Raw genomic sequence first — 19,903 nt, forward strand, 5'->3', positions numbered from 1 at the left:
CTCACTGAAGTCCGCTGCGCCGCACGTCGGCACGGCCGGCCCAGCGGGCGGCGCCGAAGCGGGCCATCGAATGGGCGGAGCGGACGCGCCACAGCCGCCAGACCGGCACTGCGGCGAGCAGCAGCGACAGGCCGGCGGCGGTGTCGACGGTCCAGCGATGCCCAGGTGCCACGATCCCGCGCCAGCCGAGGAACTGGCCCGGCCAGTACAGGGCGGCGGAGCCGACACGCAGGCCGCCGAAGGCCACAGGCCACGCGAAGAGCCAGCCGAGGAACTCGGTGATCACCAGCACGGCGGCGAGCCAGAGCAGCAGCGGCGCGGCGAAGCGGGCAATGTGGGCGGTCACAGCTCGCGCCCTCCCAGCTCCGGGAGGTCGTCACGGGCGCGGGCGCGCTCCTCGCGCCGGCGCGCCATCGCGTCGAGCTGGCGCTCGTAGGCCTGGCGCTCGCGCTCGTCCATCCAGCCCAGCGTGCGGGTGGTGACCTCCACCGCGTCGTGGCGCAACCAGTGGGTGACCACGTCGCGCTCGAAGAACAGGTCGCGCTCGTCCTGCACGCCGCGGATCATCACGTGCAGGTGCTTGTTGCCCTGCGGGTGCGCCATGTCGGGCTTGGTCTCGATGGAGGCCACCCACTCCAGCCGGCCGACCCGACCCTCCCAGGCCGCCATGACGTCGCGCCCGTAGGTCACCATGTCGTCGATGCGGTGGCCGTCGTTGGGGCTGACGATGACGTGGAAGACCCGGCGGTCGTCAGACCAGGCGGCGGCGATGGCGTCCTTGTCGACGCCGAACTGCTCGCGGTCGAACAGCGGCCCCTCCTTGGCCAGGTAGTTGGCGAGCACCGCCACCGAGTTGGGGAAGGCGCCGCGGGCGCGGTCGTGGTAGAGCATCTTGACGTTGACCGGCCGGGCGTAGGCGCCGTGCGCGGCGGCCGCGGCGTGCACCCGCACCCGGCACTCGGAGCGGCGGACGAAGCCGCGGGCCAGGGTGCGGCCACGGTCGGCCAGCGCCTTCATGCGGGCCTTGAAGCCATCGTCGGCCGCGATGCCGTCGAAGATCGATCCACGCCAGCGCATGCTCCGCTCGCTCCCAAGGGAATGCCGGCCCGCCGAGGCGAACCGCTTGTGGACACCGCAGCAACCATGAGACCAGCCGGCATCAGGAACCAGTTTCCAATCGGATGATGCCGTCCGGAGCGGCATGTTCGCCCATGTTCGCCAGTGACGGACCGTACACAGGAAATGATCAACGAAATCAACGGCTAAGAACGACGGCGAACCGCCCCTTTATCTTGCTGACCGTTGATTTTTCGTCTTCCCAAACCCGCCACGATGGGGCGCCGAAACCTGGACGCTTTGTCCATTTTCCTGTATTTGCACGCCGCTGTGCGATCGGCTTCGCTCCGGACGAAAACCGGGTCGCCGCCCGGCCCGTTCAGCCCCCGACGGGCACCGGTCCGGAGCCGAAGACCTCCACGGCGACGCGGCGGACGTCGGCCTCGGCCCGCCCGGCCGTGTCGAGTTCCGCCACCAGAAGCCCCGTGCTCCGGCTGGTGGCGAAGGCCAGCCGTTGGCGAACCACCGCCGCCGACACCGGCAGGCGGAGGCCCAGCAGGCACAATGCGTCGCCGGGCTCCACCACGAGGCCGGTGGGGGCGCGGGTCAAAACCACGGTGGCACCCATTGCCGGTTCCGCAACCTGCGCCCGGATCACCAGTTCCAGGGTGGCGGCGCAGCATCCGAGCGACGGCCGGTCCGGTGCAGTCGGCACCAACGCGGTGTCGGCCGCCAGCAGGGCCGCGCGCACCGCCGCCGGGGACCGGGCCGGGGTGTCGATCACGACGTGCTCGAACGCCGAGTCCAGGCACTGGAGGCCATGGCGCAGTTGGGGGCTGGCGATGGCCACGGTGTCGAACAGGGCGGGCTCGCCGTTTCGCCGTCGCGTGGTGGCCCACTCCAGCGCCCCGGAGGCGCCGTCGGTGTCGAGCAGCACCACCCGCCGACCCTGCAGCGCCAGTTCGCCGGCCAGGTTGACCGCCAGCGTGGTGCGACCCACCCCCGGCGTCAGGTTGACCAGGGCGGCGATCATGGCCGCTCCTCCGCGGGGAAGCGGGCCTCCAGCAACTCGCGGAGCAGCTCCGCCATGGTGATCCCGCGGCGGAAGGCGGCGATCCGGATGCGCCCCCGCAGTTCCGGCGTGATGTCCACCGTCAGGCGCGCGGTGTAGACCTCCGCCTTGGCCGGCCCGCCGTCACCCCGGCGCACCCAGGCGTCGGGAGCGCGGGGGCGGGCACCGAAGCCGATGCGCTTTCCGCTCATGGTCCGGTCTCCAGCAACTCCGCCGCCAGTGCGGCGATCTCGCGGGCCGCGGTGGAGGCCGGCTCGACCTCGAAGGCGAGACGGCCGGAGCGCACACAGCGGGCGAAGGCGACGCGCTGGCCGACCGACGCCGCCATGGCCGGCGGCACCACCCCGGCCAGTTCGCGCCGCGCGTCGCGCAGCAGCCGGGTGCGGGCGATGCAGCGGTTCAGCAGGAATCGCGCAGACAGGCTGGGCCGCCAGCCGCGCGCCTCGTCGAGCAGGCGCAGCAGCTCGGCCGAGGCCCAGGCGTCGAAAGGGCTGGGCTGCACCGGGATCAGCACCCGCTCGGCCGCCAGCAGCGCCGAGCGTGCCAGCGCCGTCACCCGCGGCGGCCCGTCGATCACCACATGGTCGACCCCGGAGGCGAGGTCCGGCATCTCCCGGTGCAGGGTCTCGCGCGCCAGCCCGATCATGGCGAACAGACGCGGCAGCCCCTCGCGGTTGCGCTGCTCCGCCCAGTCCAGCGCCGAGCCCTGGGGATCGGCGTCGACCAGCAGCACGCGATGCCCGAGCCGGGTCAGTTCACCGGCGAGGTGGAGGGCCAGCGTCGTCTTGCCGACCCCGCCCTTCTGGTTCAGGAAGGCGACGATCATCGCGCCACCCTCCGGACCGCAGACAGGGCTTGCCCGCGATTCCCGAACCCCACCAACAAAGACTCGTTAGAGTCTCTGTTAGAAACGTTAAGGGCGCCGATCCGCGTTGCCGGGCAAGGGGTTGGCGGGTGCGCGTGCACCCGATGGCACGAGTCCGCCGCACCCGATGGCACGAGCGGTTTCACCGGTTTGTCCCCCGTTTGTGTGGACAACTCTCCAGCGGCACGAGGCGCAGCCACTCCGCCCCGCCGGGCCGCCGCTCGACGGCCACGCGGTAGCCCGGCAGGCGCTGGCGCCGGGCGACGGCGCGCAGGTCGATGGCGAAGTTGGCGAAGCGCGCCAGGCTGCCCGACTTGGCGTGGAGGTGACGGAAGTCGAAGGCCCACCCCGCGGGCTGGCGCCCGGCGTGCTTGCGGGCCAGCCGGTAGAGCCAGCGCTCGATGCCGCCGGTCAGGGCGAAGTAATCGCGCTCGATGGTCAGCACGAAGGCGTCGTCGAGCACGCCGCGGTAGAACCAGTCCGGCAGCACCAGTTCCAGCCCGAGCGGCCGGCCGGCGGCGTCGGCGCGCTCCTTCCACTCGTTGATCCAGGAGAAGCGGTGGCGCCGCCGCTCGTTGCTCTGGCGCAGGTTGGTGACCACCGTGGTCGCCTGCAGCCGGTCCAGCGCCGCGCGCAGGCGCTGGTAGTCGCGCGCCGAGGTGCCGCGGCCGGTGAAGGTGAGGATCTGGTGCGGTGTGGTCGCCAGCTGGCGCGCCGTGCGCAGCCCGGCGTCGCGCGCCTCCACCAGCTGGCTGGCCGCCCAGATCAGCACGTCGGCGTCCCAGATGGTGGCGATGCCGTGCTCGACCGTGCCCTCCACCCGGATGCGCACGGCACCGGCGCCATAGTCGATGGGCACCGTGCGCTTGCCCTTGGCCAGCGAGAAGAAGGGGTGGGCCATCAGGTCCTGCTGGTCGCGCACCGCCAGATCGCCGGGCAGCGCCACGAACAGGTCGAGTTGCACGCGCCCGCCGGCGCGGTCGTGGATGCCGTCCATCGTCCGGACCTCAGCGCCGCACCGGCCGGGCCGGCCGGACGCCGCCGGTGCCCGGATCGGAGGTGGAGGTGCGCAGGCCCTGGTCGGCCCAGGCCTTCAGGTCGTCGACGGCGTAGACGACGCGGCCGCCGATCTTGCGGTAGCGCGGCCCGGTGCCGTAGACGCGGTGCTTCTCCAGGGTGCGGCCGGACAGGCCGAGCAGGCGCGCGGCCTCGGGCGTGCGCAGAAAGCGGGGCGGCAAACCGCCGGCGGTGTCGTGCATGGGCGAGCCTCCGTGAGCCGGAGCGCACCACCTGGGGCGGCGGCGCGCGATGGCGGGAGGTTCGCGGACGCGGCGAGGCGCCGGGGAGGGGAAAGAGCGGCGGGGCCGGAGTCCCCCGGCCCCCCACGGCGCGGACGCGCCAAGCCCGGACGCCGCGGCAGGCGCCGGGCGTCAGGCCGGGGGTGACAAGACCGGCGGGATCGGATCAGGCGGAGCGGAGCAGGTGGCGGTAGCCGTTCTCGCTCATCCAGCGGGCGCGGGCGAGATGGCTGGCGTGGGCGCGCCGGGCGCGCTCGGGCTCCGCGTCCGGGTCGATGCGCAGGACGAGGCGGGCGACCTCGTCGGGGTCGGCGCCGTCCGCCGCGGCGTCGAGCAGGCGCAGGTAGGTGACCAGGTGCAGGCGGTCGTAGTCGGTGAGCGTCGCGGCGCTGGGCGCCTCGTCGAACACCGGTGCGTCGATGCGCGGCGTCTTCATGGATGCCCTCCCCCGGGCCCGGTTTCGGAAACGGCGATGGCGATGGCTCCGCCCCGGCGGCGCGGTGGCGGAATGGTAGATCTATCCCGTGGAGACTTCCCCCGCAATGGGGCTCCATCCTGGCGATGGAGGATCTGCCCGACATACTCGCCGCGAACATCCGGCGCCTGCGGCGCGAACGGGGCATCAGCCAGGAAGGGCTGGCGCTGCGCTCCGGGATCGACCGCAGCTACGTCGGCCAGATCGAGCGCGCCGAGCACAAGGCGACGGTGGTGATGATCGGCCGCCTGGCGCAAGCGCTTCGGGTGCTTCCCGGCGATCTGCTGGCCCTTCCTCCCGGTCATCCCTACCTCTCCGACCTGGCCGCTCCGCCCGGTTCCGACCGTGATCCGGGGTGAGATAATACCTGGGTATGCCGCACGCCGGCCGCCACTCATGCTTTGGGGGTGAAGGGTTGGCGATGCAAACGGTTTCCGGAGCGCGGCCCGAGGATTTTCGGCATATGCCGGTCGAATACGGGACGTGGCGGGAATGCGCCGGCGCGGCCATGGCGATCCGGACGTCCGGATTGGCGGGGAACCGGAGATCCGGATCGGCGGTTGCCCGCCTTTCCGGAAAGTGGAAGGCCGGATCGGCGGTGAACGCGGCATGGCACCGCCTCAGGCGGGCGGGACCGGCTCGACGGTCGCCACGGGGGCACGATCCGCCACGGCCTGCCGGGTAAGGAGCCGGGCGAGGTCGGCTTCGGCCTGGAGCCGTTCGCGCCGCGTCAGGACGCAGGACGCCAGTTCGGCCCGCAGTTCGCGGATCTGATCGTGGATGGTGAGCATCGGCCCCTCCTCTGGCTTGAAGACGAGGGGGCATCCCGATGCCGGGGCGGTCCGGGTCGAGGATCGCCGCAGGCGACCGGCGGGCCGGCGAGCGGGGGAGCCGAAATGCGCCGCATTTCGGGGGGACCGCTCGTCCTCGAGGCGGGCCGCTCCGGCATGGTAGGCTGGGAAGTCCGAAGAGACCGACGCACCTTCGGGGGACCGGGCGCGTCGCGGGTCCGGTGAGTTCGTCGGTGGCGCGGCGTTGGTGGCGGTGCCCCCGGGGAGGAGCACCGCCACCAGCGTGCGGCCTCAGCGGGACCAGATCAGGGCGTAGCCGCCGTCCATCTCGACCAGGCTGGCGTAGATGGGAGCGGGGAAGCTGGGATCGTCCAGCTTGACGGAATGGTAGGTGCGGCCGGTGTCCTTGGCGGTCTTGCGCCAGCCCGCGCCGATCTCGATGCCGTTGCACAGGGCGCGCAGGTCGGGAGCCTTCTCGCCGTCCCGTCCGGCCGGGACGAAACGGGCCTTGATGTTGAGGGTGAGCGTCCGGATGGTGCCGGCGAAGGAGCCGTCGTCGTTGCGGGTGAAGGTGCCGATCTGTGCCATGGTCGTCTCCGCAGCTGGGTTCGGCCGCGACCACCGCGGCCTTGATGGCGATCACCAGGGCGCCGGGCGACCGGCCCGCACCCGCGAGGGCCGCAGCGAAGCGAAGGACGGCCGGGGTCCGGGCTTCTTGCCTCGCGAGGAAGCCGCGCGCAGGCCCTGGCCGAGCACGGCGGGGAAGAAGGCCGGCTACCGGCCGTTGCGGGATCGAGGTCGGGCTGCCGTGGCAGCCGCATCCGGCGTCAGGGTCGCCAGCAGGCAAAGGCCGTGGTGGTCGAGCTGGGAGGCGTTCAGCCGGAGACGACGCGGCTCAGGGCGCCGCGACGGAACATCGGGTGCGACCTTGCCGGAAACGGGCGGTTGCCCGATCACATGGCCTCGGTCCGGATGAAGTTCATGTACTGCTCCCACCTGCCGTGGCAGCATCGGACGGGGGAACGGTTGAGCGGAGATGGACTGCATACCCCCGGACCGTGAACCGCCCTGGGTTTCCCGACTCATCCTGACCCGCTTGCGGCCCTACTTGTCGTTTGAATGATGATTGTCGACCACAGATCATAGTGGCAAAGTTGTAAATATCATGAAGCGGCGGTTAGGCCGCCGAGCAACGGAGCCCGGCCGTGACGACCAATCTTCTTCGCCAAGCGGTGGCGGCCATCATCCTGCGCCCCCATCCCGGCGACTCCTCCTCGGGCGCGCCGCCTGAGGCCGCCCAACTCTTCGAGAGCTTTTCGCACGCGATGATCAGGGACGCCGACAGGGCGGTCATCGGATTTGACCGGGAAGGCATGCAAAAGGTCGCCGCGTTGGCCGAAAGGCTCCGCAAGAAGGCCCCGAAGTATCGCAGAGGTGTGGGCGCCGCAGAGTTCGTCCGGAAGATCGCAAGCATCGTCGCCCTCGGGTTCGAGGGAACCAAGGCGGAAGAAATCGGGGAGGAGCATGCGGCCGCCTTGGAGAAGGTCGTCGACGGATGGTTCCGAAAGGAGGCGATCCCTCGGCGCCACTACGTCCCCTGCGCGATCTCCCCGTCCCCTTCGGATGCCATCTCGGTCGGACCGGTCACCTTCGTCCACCTGGTAAACTTCGGCTCGCACCCCCTCGGTGTGCCTCAGGGCAACTTCATCGACGATTTCGCGATGGAGCAGTTGGAAAACGCCATGAAGGAGCGCTACGCCACCTGGATTGCGGTCGTGGATGTCGACGGATGTGAGCGAACCCGTTCAGCCGAACTGGCCGATCTCGCCGTCGACATCGCCATTGGAGCGTTGCAGCTGGTCGTCGAACTGGACCAATGCCGGCTCATGGCGCGGATCAGCGGGCGCACTTCCCCACCGTGGCGCGGGAACCTCGTGCAGGAGAACGGCGGGCTGGTGACAGGCATCCAGAACCTTGAGGCCGGGCGTTGCCTTCTCGGTCCCTACATGGCGGCGGTGGTCAAGAGGGGGAGGCCGGTCCTCGACGCCGCGGGCAGATGCCTCGAAGGCTTTCTCACCGGCGAGGGTCCAATCCCGAACCTCCGACAGGCGTGGTGCGACGCAGTCTACTGGTTCCACGAAGGATTGGCGGAACCGCTCGACAGCCTCGCCGTGGCCAAACTCGAAACGGCCGTCGAGGCGTTGCTGAGCACCGGCAGCACCTCCCTGAGCAAGCAGAGGATGGTGCAGGCCATCCACGCGATCAGCGGCCTAGGCCCGAAGGACCAGATTTCCAGCCGGTCGCCGACTTCCGTGGAACAGTTCGTCAAGATGCTAGTGGGGGCTCGTTCCCGCGTCCTACACGGCACTGTCTCGACGCTCCTGTGTGAGCTTGCCCCGGAAAGGATGGACCTTGCCGTGCTGGTTCACGAACTCCTCACACACTTCGCCCTCTATCTTGAGGCGTATTCGCAGGAGGCGTCTGGCGACGATGCGGAAAGCCTTCTCGCATGGGCGGCCGCCCGCCGCGAAGTTTCTGCCCAGGCCAGTGACGGCTGCTGAACCGTCTCGCCAGTATGGCCGCGGTCCTTTTCCTCCTGGCATTCGGAGCCGCCGCGGCAGAGGTCGGCATCGTCAAGATCGACTGGACCGCCATCCACGAGGTGGCTTCCAGGACTGCCGCCAAGATCGGCGTGGTCGACCACATAGGGTCGGTCGACGTTCTGGAGAAGGGCAAGAAGTGGGTGAAGGTCAAGCACCGGACGCTCGGCGTCGAGGGCTGAATGCTCCGGTCGTCCGTCTGCCTGTCCGGGGACCCTCGCCGGTCGCTTTCGGTACCGCGTGAGGACACGACCTGCAAGCTGGCGCCGCCAGTCACTCTGAAGGTGGACGGCGACCGCTTCGAGTGCGACAAGGACATTCTCGGAGAGGACCACAAGCCCGCCGCCTCGCGTTGCAATGCTCGCGTCGTGGCCGACGGCGGCGGCACCGCTTCCACGTCGGATGGGCCGATCCATGCTGGATCAGGGTGGTCGGGCCGTCGACCATGGCGGCTCCTGGCGCATAGCCGCCGATCCGCCTGTCCAAGATAACGGATTTCCGGAAAGCCGGCGATCCGCCGATGCGGATCGCCGGAACGGCGGCGCTCAGGCCCCGTCCTCCCCGAATCGCCACACCGGGATGCCGAGGCGCCGCGCCTTGTCGGCGAGGTTCTCGGCGATCCCTGATCCCGGAAACGCGACGATCCCGATCGGCATGGCCTCCAGCAGCCGGTCGTTGCGCTTGAACGGCGCCGCCTTGGCGTGGCGGGCCCAGTCGGGGCGGAACAGCACCTGCGTCACCTTGCGCCTTTCCGCCCAGCAGGCGGCGATGCGCTCGGCGCCCTTCGGGCTGCCGCCGTGCAGCAGCACCATGTCGGGGTGCTTGGCGCGCACCCTGTCGAGCACCGCCCAAATGCGATGATGGTCGTTGCACTCCACGCCGCCGGTGAAGGCGATGCGGGGGCCGGCCGGCAACAGCGGCTCGGTCTCGGCGCGTCGCTTGGCGGCGAGGAAGTCGCGGCTGTCGATCAGCGACGCCGTCAGGGTGCGGCGGCTCACCAGCGAGCCGGCGCGCGGCCGCCAGCCGGACCCGGTGTGGGCCTCGAACAGGTCGGCGGCATGGTCGCGGAAGGCCTCCATGGCGGCGCGGCGCTCCAGCAGCGTCAGCCCCTCGGCCAGCAGCCGCTCCAGCTCGACCGAGCGGATCTCCGAGCCGTCCTGCTCGCGCTGGCTGCGCTTCTGGGCGTCCTCGTTGTCGTCGAGCTCGCGCTGCACCCGGTCGATGGCGCGGTGGAACAGGTTGACCGCAGACCACAGCAGGTCGGCGAGGTCGGGCTCCAGGCGGGTGTCCTTGAGGCAGACCACCAGGGAGTCGAAGATGTCGGCCAAGGCGCCGCGGATGGCGGTCTCGTCGGGCAGCGGCCGGGGGTCGGGATCGTCCTCGAAGGGCCGGTGGCCGTAGAGCTGCAGTTCGGTCAGGGCATGGTCGGTGGAGGAGGCGTGGCGGGGCTCGGCGGCGTCGCGGTCGGTGAGCATCGGCGGGGACCTTTCCGCTGGAGGATCGGCCGCGCCCATCGCGGCCTTCGTGGCGATCGCCCCCGCGGCGGACGCGCCGGCTCCGCACCCCTCGGGGCCGCAGCGCCAGCGGAGGACGGCGGGGGGAGGCTTTCTTGTCCCGCGAGGAAGGCCGGCTCCGCCGGCCGGGGAAGAAAGCCGCGCCCCGCCGTTGCGGCGCCGACCCGTCCGCCGCCCGATCGCCCGCCGGAAGGCCGTGGCCGCGGCATCACGCCCGCGGATACGGCACTGGCTCAATCTGGCCGGCGCCCGACCCACCAACGCTCACACATCCCGCAACCGTCTGTCCCCCGTCCAAAAGCACGCGGCGTCCTCCGGTGCGAGCTGCGCCCGCAGACGCTCCCGCACCGCCGCCGCCCCGTGCGCCAGCAGGTCGTCGTTGACGTCTCCGGCCAGCGGCGTCAGGAGCAGCGCCTCGATGCCCAGGGCGCCGGCACGTTGGCGCAGGCGTTCCGCCGCCCGGTGTCCGGCCGGATCGTTGTCGCGGGCGACGTAGAGGCGCCGCAGCGTCGGGGGCAGGCCCAGGGCGGCGAGGTGGCCGGCCGACAGCGCGGCGATCGCGGGCAGGCCCGGCAGGGCGGTGCGCAGCGCCAGCACGGTCTCGATCCCCTCGCCCGCCGCCAGAACGTCCCGGGCCACACCGAAGCGGACGCCGTTGCCCAGCAGGAGACCCAGCGCCCGGCGCGGCGCCGGCATCACCGCCTTGGCTCCGCCCGCCGGATCAAGCCAAGTGCGCAGGACGCCGGTGACGCCGCCATCCGGCCGGGTGACCGCCGCCACCAGCGCCGGCCCGTGGGCGAACCGCTCGCCGTCGCGGTAGCAGCAGCGGGGGTGGAAGCGCAGGGAGCCGGCGTTCCGGACATCCGCAAGTCCGCGGTTGCGCAAATACGCCTCGGCCAGCGTGCCGGCGATCGGGCGGGAGCGGGCGAACAGGCGGCGGGCGGCCTCCGCGCCGTCCGGGCCCGGCGGTGCCCGCGGGGGCTCCGGCACGAGCCGTGGCAATGCGAGGAAGTGGCGCGCCTCGTCGAGCGCGGCGGGCAGCCGGCAGAGACCCCGGTTGCGGCCGATGAGGTCGAGCAGGTCGCCGTGCTCGCCGGTGGCGGCGTCGGCCCAGCGGCCGGTGGCGGCGCCCTCCAGGCGGACGTAGAGGCTGCGCCCCGGCGTGCCGAGCACGTCGCCGATCCGCCAGTAGCGCCCTTCCCGCCGCCCGTGCGGCAGGTAATGGCGGCACACCGCCTCGGCCTCCCGCGCGAGGCGGCGCGCCATCTCCGACGCCGCGGCCATGGCGCGGGCCGCTCACCGCCCCGACCGCTCGACGATGCGGTCGGTGGCGCGCTCGGTGGCGCGCAGCAGCGGGTGGCGGGCCAGCAAAGCCGCGAACACCGCGGGCCCGCCCTCGCCCACCGGCACGAACAGCCGCAGCGTCCAGGCGATGATCTCGGACATCAGCCCCAGCGCCGTCAGGCGCTCCACCATGCCCTCGGTGAAGCCGGTCAGCTCGACGCGGTGGGCGCCCATCACCGTCACCCGGCGCAGCCGCAGCCCGTCGCCCAGGTGCAGGACGGTGCGACCCTCCAGCAGCATCGCCCAGGACTCCTCGGCCGTCGGCACCGGGGCCGTCCCGCCGCCGAAGTTGGCCACCACCTCGGGCAGGGCGTGTGGCGCCACCACCCGGCCGATGATGCGTTCGCCGTCGTCGGTCTGCAACCGCACCACCCGCAGGTCGCTGTCGGGCAGGCGCCGCCACACCGGCAGCAGCAGCCCGGTCACCACATGCAGGGTGGCGGTGGTGAACTCCGGCACCGTGGCGACCTCGGCCTCCCAGGCGGCGGCGAAGGCGTCCGCTTCGGCCGGGCGCCATTGGCTGCGGTCCAGGTCGTCGAGCATCACCGTCAGGCGCTCCATCGGCCGCAGCAGCCGCGCCCGGCGCTGCACCGTGCCGTCGTCGAGCATCAGCCCGGCGGCCGGCACCGCCACCGCCGCCCGGCCGGACCGGGCGTTGACCAGCAGCCGCGCCTGCGGCCCGGCCCTGCGCTCCAGCGCCTCGGCCACGGCCATGGGCCGGTTGCGGTCGCGCCGGGCGAGGGTGAACAGCCGGGTCTCCGCCCCCGTTGCCGGATGGGTGTGGAGCGTACGCCGCTCCGTGACGGTGAAGCTCTCCGCCACCAGCGTCTCCACACCGCGGTCGTAGGTGCCGGACGCGATGGCCCCCTCGATCTTGGCGGCGAGCAGCTGCTCGAACACGGCGAACAGCGTGTTCTGCAAATCGATGGTCAGGGCCAGCAGGCGGTTGAGGAAGGTGGTGATCGGCGGCAGCTCGTCGCGCAAGCCGCCGTCGCGGTCGATCAGGGCGAGCCCGGTCGCCGCCTCGAACGCCTCCAGGGAGCAGCCCTCGACCGTACCGGCGTGCAGCAACCCGTAGAGCTGGCGCAGGGCGGCGCGGGCGTAGACGGATTCCAGGTTGTCGTCGGCGCGGAACAGCCCCTGCCCGCCGGTCTGGCGCTGGCCGCGGGTGATGGCGCCCAGGGTGTCGAGGCGCCGGGCGATGGTGGAGAGGAAGCGCTTCTCCGCCCGCACGTCGGTGGCGACCGGGCGGAACAGCGGCGGCTGCGCCTGGTTGGTGCGGTTGGAGCGGCCCAGCCCCTGGATGGCGGTGTCGGCCTTCCACCCCGCCTCCAGCAGGTAATGCACCCGCAGCCGCTGGTTCTTCGCACCGAGGTCGGCGTGGTAGCTGCGGCCGGTGCCGCCGGCGTCGGAGAACACCAGGATGCGCTTCTCGTCGTCCATGAACGCCTGGGTCTCGGCGAGGTTGGCCGAGGCGGGGCGGGTCTCCACCGCCAGCCGTTCGGTCCCGCCGGGGTCTTGCGTGCGCACGATGCGGCGCGAGCGGCCGGTGACCTCGGCGACCAGGGCGGTGCCGAAGCGCTGGACGATCCGGTCGAGCGCGCCGGGCACCGGCTCCAGCGCCGCCAGCCGGGCGATCATGCGGTCGCGCCGCTCCACCGCCTCGCGGCAGGGCACGGGCTGGCCGTCTAGCCATACCGGCCGCGACGACAGGATGCCGTCGGCGTCCGTATAGGGCTCGTGCAGCTGGATCGGGAAGGAGTGGGCGAGATACTCCAGGACCAGCTCGCGCGGCGTCACGTCGATCTCCAGGTCGCCCCACTCGCCGGTGGGGATGTCGGCGAGGCGGCGTTCCAGCAGCGCCTCGCCGGTGGAGACGATCTGCACCACCACGGCGTGGCCGGCGGCGAGGTCGCGCTCGATGTGGCGCAGCAGGGTCGGCGTCTTCATCGCCGTGATCAGGTGGTTGTAGAACCGCTGCTTGGCGCTCTCGAAGGCGGAGCGGGCGGCGGCCTTGGCGGCGCGGTTGAGGGTGCCGCCGGGACCGGTGACGTTGGCCGCCTCCAGAGCGGCGGTGAGGTTGGCGTGGATGACCTGGAAGGCGGCGGCGTAGGCGTCGTAGATCGCGACCTGCCCCGGCGTCAGCCGGTGCTCGACCATCTCGTAGGCCACACCCTCGAAGGAGAGCGAGCGGGCGGCGTAGAGGCCGAGCGCCTTGAGGTCGCGGGCCAGCACCTCCATGGCGGCGACACCGCCGGCCTCGATGGCCTGGACGAACTCGGCGCGGGTGGCGAAGGGGAAGTCCGCCCCGCCCCACAGGCCGAGGCGCTGGGCGTAGGCGAGGTTGTGCACGGTGGTGGCGCCGGTGGCGGAGACGTAGAGGACGCGGGCGTCGGGCAGCGCGAGCTGGAGGCGCAGGCCGGCCCGGCCCTGGCGGGACGGAGTGGCGGGGCCGCCGTCGCGGCCGAAGCCGGGGGTGCCGCCGGCGTTGCGCAGGGCGTGGGCCTCGTCGAAGACGATGACGCCGTCGAAGGCGGCGCCCAGCCAATCGACGATCTGTTGGACGCGCGGCACCGCCCCCTCGCCGCCCTCGCCGCGCAGGGTGGCGTAGGTGGTGAAGAGGATGCCGCGCTCCAGGGTGATCGGCGTGCCGGGGCGGAAGCGCGACAGCGGCGTCACCAGCAGCGGCTCCTGGCCCAGCGCCGCCCAGTCGCGCCGGGCGTCCTCGATCAGGGTGTCGGACTTGGAGACCCACAGGGCCCGGCGGCGGCCCTTGAGCCAGTTGTCGAGCAGGATGCCGGCGACCTGCCGGCCCTTGCCGGCCCCGGTGCCGTCGCCGAGGAACCAGCCGCGGCGGAAGCGCACCGCGTTCTCGGCGCCCTCGGGTGCTGCGGTGACGACGTCGAAGCTGTCGTCGACGGTCCAGGCGCCGGCGAGATGGCCGGCGTGGGCCTCGCCGGCGTAGATGACGCTCTCCAGCTGGGCGTCGGAGAGGGTGCCGTCGCGGACCAGGGCCGGCGGCAGGTGCGGCCGGTAGCACGGCTTGGGCGGGGCGACCGAGGCCATGGCGGCGGACTGGACGAGCGGCGTCGGGTGCAGCCGGGCGCCGGGAATGGTGATGGATTGAAGCGCGTAGGGCTCGTAGAGCGCGGCGGTCAGGCGGGCGCCGACCGCGGGCGCCCAGTCCCGCGGTTCGTAGACGAGCTCGGCCACCGGATCAGACACCGGCATCGGAACGACCGGCACGGCGGCCGCTCGGCGCATCGGCCGAGCCGCCACCGGACGCGCGGTCACCGGCAACGGCACCGTCACGGGAACCAGAGCGCGCGACGGCACGCCGCGCAAGACCCAGTCCAGCAGCGTCGCGGCATCGGGAGCGGTGCCGGGCGAGTCCGGGAACAAAGTCGGGTCGTCGGCGGGGACGCGGTCGATGACGGTGAGGCGGGTGTCGACGGTGGTGCCGTGGCGGGCGTAGACCCGTCCGTCGACGGCGGCGGAGAAGACGACGCGGCCCCGCTCCTGCAGGCGCACGAAGGCCTCGCGCCACGGCCCGTGTCCGGGGACCAGCCCGGCGCCGGTGACGGCGACGAGGCGCCCGCCCTCGGCCAGGCGGGCCAGGGCCGAGGCGATGTGGCGCAGCGCGGTGTCGGCGACCCGGCCGTCCACTGCCGCCAGCGCCGAGAAGGGCGGGTTCATCAGCACCAATGTCGGCCGGACGGCGGGGTCGAGGTGGTCGTGGAGGTTGGCGGCGTCGAAGCGGGTCACCGGAACCCCCGGGAACAGGCGCTCCAGCAGGCCGGCGCGGGTCCCGGCCAGCTCGTTGAGCACGAGGCCCGCCCCCGCCAGCTCGGCGAAGATGGCGAGCAGGCCGGTGCCGGCCGAGGGCTCCAGCACACGGTCGGCGGCGGTGGGCGCCGCGGCAGCAGCCACCACGCCGGCCAGCGGCAGCGGTGTGGAGAACTGCTGGCGAGCCTGGCTCTCCTCGGAGCGGCGGGTCTGGGTGGGCAGCAGCAGCGCCAACCGCTCCAGCATGGCCAGGAACGCGGCGGGAGACGCGGCGCCGGCCCGCATGGCCGGGCCGAAGCGGCGCAGAAACAGCACCTGCGCCGCCTCGCCGGCGTCGTAGGCCAGCTTCCAGCTCCAGGCGCCCTCGGCGTCGGAGCCGCCGAACGCCGCGGTCATTGCGGCGCGCAGGGTGGCGGCGTCGACGGGCCGGCCGCCTTCGAGCTCGGGCAGCAGGCATTCCGCGGCGGCGAGCAAGGCCGCCGCCGCGGTTGATGACGAAGGAGGACAGACGGGTTCGGTTCGGAGATCGGCGGTCAGGGTCATGGCGCAGGGTCCGGGAGAGCGGGGAACCGGCAGCCGGCGGACGCTCTCTCGATCCGCTCCGGCTCATCCCGGCCCCGCCGCCCTCGTCCTCTCCCCGCCGCCGGGATCGGACGGCGGGACGTATGCCTCGTAGGGATTACCGTCAGCGAGGTGCCCGAACGGCGTGAGCACGAAATCGCCGCCGCTCCGGGCGACGGCGCAGAGGATGAAGCGGGTCTCGCCGGTGCGGGCGTCGCTGCCCTCCACCAGCGCCAGATCGCCGGCCGCGGCGGCGCGCAGCAGCGTGTCGAAGTTCGCCTTCACAGGATCGGGGATGGCCATGGCGGGTCTCCTGGAGGATGCGGGCCAGGGCGGAGCGGCCGGAGCCGCTCCGCGGTGTCCGATCACGCGGCGGCGGCGGTGTGGTCGGCCGCGTCGCCGGTCAGGAAGGCCGGCAGCGGAGCGGCACCGTCGGCCTCACCGGAGGCGGCCACATCCAGCGGGCGGCGCAGCGGCTCCGGCAGCCAGCCGGTGCCGGCCAGCAGGCGCTCGGCCTCGCGCACCGCCTCGAGGATGCGCGCCTTCGGCACCCGGCCGAGGTAGCTGTCCACCGTCGCCGTCCAGCCCGCCGCCGCCATGTCGAGGCCAACCGCCGCGGCCAGCGCGTCGGCATGGGCGGCGCGCTGCGGCGCCCGGTTCCACGGCTCGTGGACGGCGTTGACGCCCAGCGCGACGCAATGGGCGAACAGCGCCGCCCGGCTGTCGCCGTCGAACCCGGCCAGGGCGTCCCACAGGGCGGCCGGGGCGCCCGGCAGCTGGTCGGCCCAGGAGCGGTGGCGAGCCTCGATCGCCTTGGCCGGGGCGCTGGCCGCGAGATCGGGCGGCTGCACCGCGAAGCCGGCGCTCTTCACCTCCAGCTCGACGCAGGACCCGCCGGGCCGCTGATAGAAGATGCGCAGGCACAGCGCGTGCAGCGCCGCCAGGAAGGCGGTGTCGGGGTCGGCGGCGAGCGCGTCGCGCAAGGCCAGCGTGCGGTGCACGCTGAGTTCGATCAGCAGCCGCTCGGGCAGTGGCCGCAGCCCCTCGTCGTCCTCCGAAGTCGGCGGAGCGGCGGACGGCGCCGGGGCCGACACGCTGCCCCCCGCGGCGATGGCGGCCGGGCGGGCCGCCGCGGGGCCTTCGACCTTGCCGTCGACCGCGGCGGCCGGCGGGTCCTCGCTCCCCGCCGCGACCACCGGCGCAACCGGCTCGACCGGCGGCTCATCCTCCGGCCGCACGTAGCAGCGGTCGACCTGGAGGCGGCCCTCGGCGTCGACGCTGACGAACACCCCGGCCCGCGCCACCTCCGCCGTCTCGTAGACCACCGGCCGCTCCTCCAACGCCCGCAGCGCCACGTCGATCTCGACGAGGCGCCGCGCGACCGCGTCCAGCTCCTCCGCACCCGTGGGCTCGCTCCCTTCCAGCCGCTCGTACTCGGCGTGCAGGGCGTCGTAGGTCGCCTGTTCCGCCGCGCTCAGCGGTACCGGCTCACCGGCGAGGCGGCGCAGGCCCCGGCTGTGGCCGTAGGGGAAGGCCAACCCCACCTCCACCCACTTCCAGCCCTCGGCGCGCACGGTGGCGGCCTCGGCCTCCAGCTTCTCCTCCACCAGCCGGTCGAGCAGCGCCGGGTCCTGCAGCCAGCCACCGTCGTCGTGCTGGAAGAGGTCGCGCATGACAGCACCGCCGGCCGCCTCGTAGGTCTCCACACCGACGAACAGGGCCCGCTTGTCCGAGGCGCGCACCGCGCCCTCGGTGAGCAGGCGGCGGATCTGGTAGGGCTCGCGGCTGTAGGCCTTCGACAGCGCCTCCCACACCTGCTCCTGGCGCGCGTGGTCGCCGGTGACGGTGAAGGCCATCAACTGCTCCAGCGTCATGCGATCCTCGGCGTAGGCCTCCAGCAGGGCCGGCGCCACCGCGGCCAGCTTGAGGCGCTGCTTGACCACGCCGGGTGCGACGAAGAAGCGGGCGGCGATCTCCTCCTCGCCGAGCCCCGCCTCGCGGAGCGTCCGGAAGGCATGGAACTGGTCGAGCGGGTGCAGCGGTGCCCGCTGCACGTTCTCGGCCAGCGAGTCCTCCTCGGCCAGCCCCTCGGTGCGCACCACGCAGGGCACCGGCTGGGTCCGGCTCATGCGCTTCTGCTTGACCAGCAGCTCCAGCGCCCGGAAGCGGCGGCCGCCGACCGGCACCTCGAAGACGCCGGTCTCGGCACCCTCGGCGTCGAGCACCGGGCGCACGGCGAGGGAGTGCAGCAGGGTGCGCCGGGCGATGTCCTCGGCGAGCTCCTCGATGGAGACGCCGGCCTTGACCGTGCGGACGTTGGCCTGGGACAGCACCAGCTTGTTGAAGGGAATGTCGCGCGAGGCATTGAGGACGATCTTCGGCTTTGCCATGGTCGGGGTCTCCGCGACGGGCGGCCGGGAGCCTCTCTCCCGACCTCCTTCACCCGTCACCCGATCCCCCGCCCTCCTCTGCCTCTCATCCCTGCTCCTCGGCGGTCACCTCCGGTTCACCCGCCTCCGGACGGAAGGCGAGCAGGAATTCGGCGGCCTTGGAGGCGGCGCTGGCGGCGCGGACGATGGCGCGGTCGTCCTCGCGCAGCACCGCCAGCCAGGCGCCGATGTAGTCGGCGTGGCGCACGGTGGGCACGATGCCGAGTGCGGCGCAGACGAAGGCGCCTGCCATCTCCGCCACCAGCTCCTCACGCGCGTAGGCGCTCGAGGCGAAGCGGCCGGAGAAGTCGCGGGCGAGGCGCGAGGGATGGCCGGTCCAATGGCCGAGCTCGTGGAAGGCGGTGCGGTGCCAGTTGATCGGTTCGCCGAAGTCCTCCGGACGCGGCACCTGGACGACATCGAGCGACGGGCTGTAGAAGGCGCGCCCGCCGCCGATCCGCAGGTCGGCGCCCGTGGCGGCGATCAGCGCCTCGGCCTGCGGCAGGATCAGCCCCTCGGCCGGCGGCGGCGCGGTGGTGGCGATGGGCTCGGGCAGGCCGTCGCACTGGTCGGTGTTGAAGACGGTGAAGCGCTTGAGGAAGGGGATGGCTCCGGGCTCGTCGCCGTCACGCTCGGCCCGGCGGCGCTCGTCGGCAGGAACGAAGCGGTGGGCGTAGACCACCGTGGTGCCGTGCTCGCCCCGTCGGACGCTGCCGCCGAGCGCACGGGCTTGGCGGAAGGTGAGCCAGCTCTGGCCGGAGAAGCCGCGCTCAGTGACGGCGGACCACAGGATCAGCACGTTGATCCCGGAGTAGCGCCGTCCGGTGGCGGCGTTGGTGGGCAGGGCCAGCGGCGCCTTCACCGCTGCCGTGCCCCAGGGCTGCACCCAGGGCACGCAACCGGCCTCCAGGTCGGCGATGATGCGGGCGGTGATCTCGGCGTACAGGCTGGTCCGGTCGCTGCCGGACGCCGGGCGGTTGGAGCAACGTGCCATGGCGGGTCTCCGCGACGGGCCGCCGCGGGCCTCTCCCGCAGCCCCTCATCCCGTCACGGCCAAACCGGCCCGCCTCTCGCTCTCCACCACCCCGGCTGGTGTTTGCCTGCCCGTCCATGAACGATTTCTGCTACGCCTGAGGGCAGCATCCCATAGATCGCTGACCTGATGGCTGCTGACGACGCTCACAGCCCTACCGGACCGGCCGCCGTACACAACACCCTTTTTCGGCTTAAAGCAGTATTCCGTTCGGCACCGGAAAGGGTGAACCCGTCACGAACACGTTCTCAGAGCGTGGCGTGAGTTTTCAGGTTGCGAATGGCTTCCTTGGAGCGCGACAACGAACGTGGGCTGCGCGGCATTGCCCTTGGCAGGAAAGCGTGGCTGTTCTGCGGCTCCGATCGCGGCGGCCAGCGGGCGGCGATCATGTATGGCCTGATCACCACGGCCAAGCTGAACGACGTCGATCCCCAGGCGTGGCTCGCCGACGTCCTGGCCCGCATCGCCGACCTGCCGCAGAACCGCCTGCCCGAACTGCTGCCCTGGAACTGGAAACCGGCCTGACCGCGGCGCTCACCAGATGCTTACGCGCGACCGCGGTGCCGAGCGACATCGCTGCAAGCGCTCCCACGCAGCGCGACCGCCACATCCACCTGATCGCCGAGCGAGGTCGGCTTGGCTGGCAGCGGGCCGTTGATTACGGACGCCGCTCGTTGGGCGAAGTGGCGATGATGCGCTACAAGCAAGTGATCGGCCGCGGCCTCCGCGCTCGGACTCTGCCTGCGCAGAAGGTCGAGGCCGCCGCAGGCTGCAAGGTCATGAATATCATGACCAACTTGGGCATGCCGCTCACCCGCAAGGTCGCCTAATCACCGCTGGCCCGCCGTGAACTCTGCCATCACGCCGATTTGCGCGCCAAAGCCTCCGCGGGGCTCTCGCTTAACCCACCACCTCGGCTGCCTCACCGATGGGGTCCACCTCAGGGGTGATCGGCGTCCAAAACCCTGTCTCCCCATCATCTCGCAGATTTCCTCCCTGCGTTAAACGACATTGTGGCTTCGCGAGGATGCTGACGGCGGAGAGGATAGTGCGGGTGGGGCACTCCGCCCCGCCACACC

General features: G+C 72.4%; 19 protein-coding genes and 2 pseudogenes. 5 read left to right on the forward strand and 16 right to left on the reverse strand.

What is annotated here, in order from left to right; all coding sequences use genetic code 11:
• Position 1 precedes the first annotated feature (1 nt).
• The 8 genes from ACSBPG_RS26940 to ACSBPG_RS26975 all read right to left on the reverse strand — a co-directional run bounded on the left by ACSBPG_RS26940 (position 2) and on the right by ACSBPG_RS26975 (position 4,727).
• Entirely contained in the window at positions 2-346 is a 345-nt protein-coding gene (locus ACSBPG_RS26940) for a hypothetical protein (RefSeq protein WP_435540330.1), read from the reverse strand.
• Positions 343-1,077, reverse strand: coding sequence for a hypothetical protein (locus ACSBPG_RS26945; protein ID WP_435540331.1), 735 nt, complete (start codon positions 1,075-1,077; stop codon positions 343-345). The genes ACSBPG_RS26940 and ACSBPG_RS26945 overlap by 4 nt, the downstream gene beginning before the upstream one ends.
• A gap of 358 nt (positions 1,078-1,435) precedes the next feature.
• Positions 1,436-2,089: a chromosome partitioning protein gene (locus ACSBPG_RS26950; protein ID WP_435540332.1), complete on the reverse strand. Its 654-nt coding sequence runs from the start codon at positions 2,087-2,089 to the stop codon at positions 1,436-1,438.
• On the reverse strand, positions 2,086-2,319 hold the full coding sequence (locus ACSBPG_RS26955) for a ribbon-helix-helix protein (RefSeq protein WP_435540333.1): 234 nt from the start codon (positions 2,317-2,319) through the stop codon (positions 2,086-2,088). The genes ACSBPG_RS26950 and ACSBPG_RS26955 overlap by 4 nt, the downstream gene beginning before the upstream one ends.
• Positions 2,316-2,954: a ParA family partition ATPase gene (gene parA / locus ACSBPG_RS26960; protein ID WP_435540334.1), complete on the reverse strand. Its 639-nt coding sequence runs from the start codon at positions 2,952-2,954 to the stop codon at positions 2,316-2,318. Before parA ends, ACSBPG_RS26955 begins: the two co-directional genes overlap by 4 nt.
• 181 nt (positions 2,955-3,135) lie before the next feature.
• Complete coding sequence (locus ACSBPG_RS26965; RefSeq protein ID WP_435540335.1) at positions 3,136-3,990, reverse strand: replication initiator protein A; 855 nt, start codon at positions 3,988-3,990, stop codon at positions 3,136-3,138.
• A gap of 10 nt (positions 3,991-4,000) precedes the next feature.
• Positions 4,001-4,252: a helix-turn-helix transcriptional regulator gene (locus tag ACSBPG_RS26970; RefSeq protein WP_435540336.1), complete on the reverse strand. Its 252-nt coding sequence runs from the start codon at positions 4,250-4,252 to the stop codon at positions 4,001-4,003.
• Positions 4,253-4,457: 205 nt separating this feature from the next.
• Positions 4,458-4,727 carry a DNA -binding domain-containing protein gene (locus ACSBPG_RS26975; protein WP_435540337.1) on the reverse strand — a complete coding sequence of 90 codons (270 nt, stop codon included), beginning with the start codon at positions 4,725-4,727 and terminating at the stop codon, positions 4,458-4,460.
• Between the two features lie 125 nt (positions 4,728-4,852).
• On the opposite strand from ACSBPG_RS26975, the gene ACSBPG_RS26980 reads away from it, so the two are divergent.
• Entirely contained in the window at positions 4,853-5,125 is a 273-nt protein-coding gene (locus tag ACSBPG_RS26980) for a helix-turn-helix domain-containing protein (RefSeq protein WP_435540338.1), read from the forward strand.
• A gap of 261 nt (positions 5,126-5,386) precedes the next feature.
• On the opposite strand, the gene ACSBPG_RS26985 is transcribed toward ACSBPG_RS26980, so the two are convergent.
• Both ACSBPG_RS26985 and ACSBPG_RS26990 read right to left on the reverse strand, forming a co-directional pair.
• A complete protein-coding gene (locus ACSBPG_RS26985; protein WP_435540339.1) occupies positions 5,387-5,557 on the reverse strand; it encodes a hypothetical protein in 171 nt (56 codons plus the stop codon).
• A 291-nt stretch (positions 5,558-5,848) separates the two neighbouring features.
• Entirely contained in the window at positions 5,849-6,145 is a 297-nt protein-coding gene (locus ACSBPG_RS26990; protein WP_435540340.1) for a DUF736 domain-containing protein, read from the reverse strand.
• Between the two features lie 617 nt (positions 6,146-6,762).
• Between ACSBPG_RS26990 and ACSBPG_RS26995 the strand changes: the two genes are divergently transcribed.
• The gene (locus ACSBPG_RS26995; RefSeq protein ID WP_435540341.1) at positions 6,763-8,118 is read left to right on the forward strand and encodes a hypothetical protein; all 1,356 of its coding nucleotides are present in this window, start codon (positions 6,763-6,765) and stop codon (positions 8,116-8,118) included.
• Positions 8,119-8,132: 14 nt separating this feature from the next.
• Positions 8,133-8,339 (forward strand): hypothetical protein, encoded by a 207-nt coding sequence (locus ACSBPG_RS27000; protein WP_435540342.1) that lies wholly within the window; start codon positions 8,133-8,135, stop codon positions 8,337-8,339.
• A 363-nt stretch (positions 8,340-8,702) separates the two neighbouring features.
• Here the strand turns inward: ACSBPG_RS27000 and ACSBPG_RS27005 are convergent, their stop codons facing one another.
• The 6 genes from ACSBPG_RS27005 to ACSBPG_RS27030 all read right to left on the reverse strand — a co-directional run bounded on the left by ACSBPG_RS27005 (position 8,703) and on the right by ACSBPG_RS27030 (position 18,785).
• The gene (locus tag ACSBPG_RS27005) at positions 8,703-9,632 is read right to left on the reverse strand and encodes a DUF2493 domain-containing protein (protein WP_435540343.1); all 930 of its coding nucleotides are present in this window, start codon (positions 9,630-9,632) and stop codon (positions 8,703-8,705) included.
• 303 nt (positions 9,633-9,935) lie between these two features.
• Entirely contained in the window at positions 9,936-10,955 is a 1,020-nt protein-coding gene (locus ACSBPG_RS27010) for a DUF7146 domain-containing protein (protein ID WP_435540344.1), read from the reverse strand.
• 12 nt (positions 10,956-10,967) lie between these two features.
• A complete protein-coding gene (locus tag ACSBPG_RS27015; RefSeq protein ID WP_435540345.1) occupies positions 10,968-15,275 on the reverse strand; it encodes a strawberry notch-like NTP hydrolase domain-containing protein in 4,308 nt (1,435 codons plus the stop codon).
• A 132-nt stretch (positions 15,276-15,407) separates the two neighbouring features.
• A complete protein-coding gene (locus ACSBPG_RS27020) occupies positions 15,408-15,665 on the reverse strand; it encodes a DUF6117 family protein (RefSeq protein WP_435540346.1) in 258 nt (85 codons plus the stop codon).
• Between the two features lie 62 nt (positions 15,666-15,727).
• Positions 15,728-17,752, reverse strand: coding sequence for a ParB/RepB/Spo0J family partition protein (locus ACSBPG_RS27025; RefSeq protein WP_435540347.1), 2,025 nt, complete (start codon positions 17,750-17,752; stop codon positions 15,728-15,730).
• Positions 17,753-17,837: 85 nt separating this feature from the next.
• Complete coding sequence (locus tag ACSBPG_RS27030; RefSeq protein ID WP_435540348.1) at positions 17,838-18,785, reverse strand: ArdC family protein; 948 nt, start codon at positions 18,783-18,785, stop codon at positions 17,838-17,840.
• Positions 18,786-19,127: 342 nt separating this feature from the next.
• Between ACSBPG_RS27030 and ACSBPG_RS27035 the strand changes: the two are divergent.
• A pseudogene (locus tag ACSBPG_RS27035) lies at positions 19,128-19,349 on the forward strand (transposase domain-containing protein); the annotation flags it as partial.
• Positions 19,350-19,372: 23 nt separating this feature from the next.
• Positions 19,373-19,654, forward strand: a pseudogene (locus ACSBPG_RS27040) (IS5/IS1182 family transposase); the annotation flags it as partial.
• Between the last annotated feature and the right edge of the window lie 249 nt (positions 19,655-19,903).

This window comes from Azospirillum sp. ST 5-10 (assembly GCF_051225715.1).
Taxonomy (GTDB): domain Bacteria; phylum Pseudomonadota; class Alphaproteobacteria; order Azospirillales; family Azospirillaceae; genus Azospirillum.